Below are 3574 nucleotides of genomic sequence, written 5' to 3'. Positions count from 1 at the left end.
CGCCACTTTCAAAATCGATTTAATCAGCTCAACAATACTCTGCTTGCCAAGCATTCGCTGCAAACCGCTGATGGGATTCATCTTGGAAAGCTTCGGCCGCGCCGCCTCGGCGGAAAAACTCACTCCCCCCAGCCCGGCTGCCCCTACCAGTGCTGCGACAAACAGAAACACCAGCACCAGAACCAACGGCAAGACTACATGCCATACCGAACCGGTGATCACGGAAAATAATTTATTGAGATCGAAGATTTCCTCCCGGCTAAGGGAAAACATCTTCATCATCATCTCAGCCAACCCCTTGCCGAGGGTTTCGCCAAACCACATCAGGCCGACGGCACCTGCCACCAGCACAGCAACTGAAGCTAATTCTCTTGAGCGCGGTACTTGCCCCTTTTCCCGCGCCTGCTGAAGCCTTCGGGGCGTGGCTTCTTCGGTACGTTCCTGACCGTCAGATTCAGCCATATCAGCAATCGACCCTAATTAAACTGCATATCTGGCCGAACCCGATATCCCAGTGATATTCGTACTGCGGCAGCATTGCCGCCACCAGAAACCAGCTAATTACCAAGCCCAGCAACAGAGCAAAGGAAAAGCCGAGCGAAAAAATATTTAGCTGTGGTGCAGCACGGGTCATAACACCAAATGACAGGTTAACGGTTAGCAGCGCAATAATCCCGGCCAGCGCCATATTCAGCCCGGCCTTGAACATGTGACCGAACCAACCTGCAAGCTGATAGTAATCGACCGGCTGTAACATCGACTCGCCAATCGGCAAGGTCTTGAAACTGAGTACGACCATGTTCAGCATGGTCAAGTGGCCGTCGGTAGCAAGAAAAAGCATCACGGCCAGAAACATATAGAACTGACCCAGCACCGGCGTATTCTGCCCGTTGGCCGGGTCGACCATTGAGGCAAAGCCCAGGCTCGACTGCATACCCAGGATCTGACCAAGCAAAACGAAAGTCTGGGTAACAAACTGGGTCACCAAACCCATCGATATACCAATCACCACCTGCTGCGCAGTGGTCAGAAAACCACCAATAGATAACAGCTCGATATCAGCGGGTACTTTAGGAAGGGCAGGCATGACCGCAAAAGTTATTGTAACGGCAAGATAAAGGCGAATTCTCGGCGACACAAAGCGAGCACCGAAAAAAGTCATGACCATTATCATGGCCGCAATCCGTGTCAGCGGCCAAAAATAATTGGCTATCCAGTCCAATAGCAGTGCTGATGGGTAGGACATAGAGTTACTCACTCACCATAATCAATACCAACCGCCGTCAGTACAGCAACTGAGGGATCTGCTCAATAATGCGGTAGAAATAATCTATCAGCATCTGAGTCATCATGTGGCCGAAAAACATCAGTGCCAGCAAAGTCACAATCAGACGGGGCAGAAAGCTTAGTGTCTGTTCGTTGATCGAGGTTGCGGCCTGAAAAATCGCTACCAGCAAACCAATAAGCAAGCCCGGCACCACAATTGCGCAAACCATGACCAAAACCATGTATAACGCATCCTGGAAAATCTCGACAAACGCTTCAGGTGTCATTCGCTATACTCCCTGCCTAAGTTCCAAAACTACCGGCGAGAGTCGACAGTATCAGATTCCAGCCGTCAACCAATACAAACAGCATGAGCTTAAACGGCAGAGAAACAATCATAGGCGATAGCATCATCATACCCATTGCCATCAGTACCGAAGCAACAACCAGGTCAATGATCAAAAAAGGCAGAAATAGCATAAAGCCGATTTGAAAGGCGGTTTTGAGCTCCGAGGTAATAAAGGCCGGGATCAATACGGTGATTGGCACGTCCTGTGGGTCGGTTGCGTCCGACCCTGACATATTGACGAAGCTTTCAAGGTCTTTGACCCGAGTTTGCTTGAGCATGAACTGGCGGATCGGGATCTGGGCGGCAGACAACGCTTCTGGGGCAGTGATCTGTTCGTTGATATAAGGCTGCAGCGCCGTGGTGTTAATCTTGTCGAGCACCGGAGACATAATGAAGAAAGTCAGGAACATGGCTATACCGATGATAACCTGGTTCGACGGTGTCTGCTGCAGGCCCATTGCCTGCCTGAGAATCGACATCACCACCACGATACGGGTAAAGGATGTCATCAGGATAACAATAGCCGGCAGGAACCCCAGTGCCGTCATCAGAGCGAGGATCTGCAGGGTCACTGAATAGTCTTCGCTGCCGTCCGGGTTTACCGTCACGGAAAAGGCCGGTATCCCGCCACCATTTCCTGTCGTCATCAGCTTGGTTGTACCAGCTTCACCCTGCATCTCACTGAGTGTCACGCTGCTGCCAGCCGCGGACGATAAACCAGGATCAGCCGTTTCAGCCAAAACCGGAAAAGCGAGGAGAAAGCTAAAAGCCGCCAGAACGGCGGCAATAAGGTTATTTCTTAACATTCTTTTTCAGTAACTTCGTCAAATGGCCAGCGAACTCACCACCACTTTGAACCTCGTTCATCGACAGGGGCTGCTCCAGCTTGCTCAGCAATGAGATATTTTGCTGGGTGATCCCAACCAGCATTTGCTCTTCGCCAACCTGCAGCAGAACAATCCGCTCCCGCTGTCCCACAGGTAGCTGACGCAGGATCTTCATATTACCGTCACTTCCCTGGATACCGGGCAGTTTCATTCGCTTGAGCAACCAGGCAAGAAACAAAATCAATATCACGACCAGCGTCAGGGCTGCCAGCGTCGTTGCAATGTTCATGTCAGCCGGTGGCGCTGCCAATACCGGCATACTGGCCGTTGCCAAGGCTACGCTGCCAGTGTATCCAATCGTCCGTAACAAACTCATAGCCAACCTTAACGCAGCTTCTTGATACGTTCAGTCTGGCTGATCACATCTGTCAGACGAATACCGAACTTATCGTTGACCACCACGACTTCACCGTGAGCAATCAGGGTACCATTAACCATCACGTCCAGGGACTCACCCGCAACACGATCCAGCTCGACAACCGAGCCCTGGTTAAGCTGCAGCAGGTTACGGATACTGATCTGGGTACGGCCGACTTCCATGGAGATCGTAACCGGGATGTCCATGATGGTATCGAGTTTGCGCCGCTCATCGTCGCTGATCGGTGAGCTGTCATCAGTCAGCTCTTCGAGTGGCGCAGGCTGAGCTGATTCGTCAATCGCTTGTTCTGCAAGTGCAGCAGCCCAATCGTCGGCAATTTGTTGATCATTTTGAGACATAACTTACACCTGTTATTAATCGTCTGAATTGTCGTTGTTGATATCAAGCAACGCCGATCCAAGTTCATCACGGTCAAGGAAAGCCAGATCGGTCTTCACCATATCCGGACGCTTGAGTTTCTCGGTAACCTTAAGGGCGATGTTGTCGCCGGATTTACCCATTTTGGCGCGATATGACGGCAAGTCTTCGACATAAACCGTTGCCGCCTCTGGCATATCAATCGGGATAACATCCCCCGGCCGAAGCTCCATCAAATCACGCAACGAAAGATCGACATCCATCAGCTTGGCACGGATATTAACCGGCACGTACATAATTTCATCACGCAGCGCCTTGCTCCAGCGCACGTCGGTA

7 protein-coding genes are annotated in these 3574 nt (G+C 51.3%); all 7 read right to left on the bottom strand.

Annotated features, from left to right (window positions below; all coding sequences use genetic code 11):
• Positions 1-462 (bottom strand): EscU/YscU/HrcU family type III secretion system export apparatus switch protein (locus MHN01_RS20485; RefSeq protein ID WP_239413111.1); only part of this gene is annotated, 462 nt, incomplete at its 3' end.
• A 1-nt stretch (position 463) separates the two neighbouring features.
• Entirely contained in the window at positions 464-1246 is a 783-nt protein-coding gene (fliR, locus tag MHN01_RS20480; protein WP_239413110.1) for a flagellar biosynthetic protein FliR, read from the bottom strand.
• A 37-nt stretch (positions 1247-1283) separates the two neighbouring features.
• Positions 1284-1553, bottom strand: a complete 270-nt coding sequence (gene fliQ, locus MHN01_RS20475; RefSeq protein ID WP_239413109.1) for a flagellar biosynthesis protein FliQ — start codon at positions 1551-1553, stop codon at positions 1284-1286.
• 16 nt (positions 1554-1569) lie between these two features.
• Positions 1570-2421, bottom strand: coding sequence for a flagellar type III secretion system pore protein FliP (fliP, locus tag MHN01_RS20470; protein ID WP_075763963.1), 852 nt, complete (start codon positions 2419-2421; stop codon positions 1570-1572).
• Complete coding sequence (gene fliO, locus MHN01_RS20465; protein ID WP_239413108.1) at positions 2408-2818, bottom strand: flagellar biosynthetic protein FliO; 411 nt, start codon at positions 2816-2818, stop codon at positions 2408-2410. Before fliO ends, fliP begins: the two co-directional genes overlap by 14 nt.
• 8 nt (positions 2819-2826) lie before the next feature.
• Positions 2827-3219, bottom strand: coding sequence for a flagellar motor switch protein FliN (gene fliN / locus MHN01_RS20460; RefSeq protein WP_075763959.1), 393 nt, complete (start codon positions 3217-3219; stop codon positions 2827-2829).
• Positions 3220-3234: 15 nt separating this feature from the next.
• The coding region (locus tag MHN01_RS20455) for a FliM/FliN family flagellar motor switch protein (RefSeq protein ID WP_239413107.1) at positions 3235-3574 on the bottom strand (340 nt) is incomplete at its 5' end.

Origin of the sequence: Photobacterium sp. OFAV2-7 (genome assembly GCF_022347985.1) — a bacterium.
Lineage (GTDB): Bacteria > Pseudomonadota > Gammaproteobacteria > Enterobacterales > Vibrionaceae > Photobacterium.
This window is presented reverse-complemented; position numbering and strand designations above follow the sequence as displayed.

Coding starts and splice junctions, on each gene's coding strand:
- fliR (WP_239413110.1), bottom strand. CDS start 1,246: ATGTCCTACCCATCAGCACTGCTATTGGACTGGATAGCCAATTATTTT.
- fliQ (WP_239413109.1), bottom strand. CDS start 1,553: ATGACACCTGAAGCGTTTGTCGAGATTTTCCAGGATGCGTTATACATG.
- fliP (WP_075763963.1), bottom strand. CDS start 2,421: ATGTTAAGAAATAACCTTATTGCCGCCGTTCTGGCGGCTTTTAGCTTT.
- fliO (WP_239413108.1), bottom strand. CDS start 2,818: ATGAGTTTGTTACGGACGATTGGATACACTGGCAGCGTAGCCTTGGCA.
- fliN (WP_075763959.1), bottom strand. CDS start 3,219: ATGTCTCAAAATGATCAACAAATTGCCGACGATTGGGCTGCTGCACTT.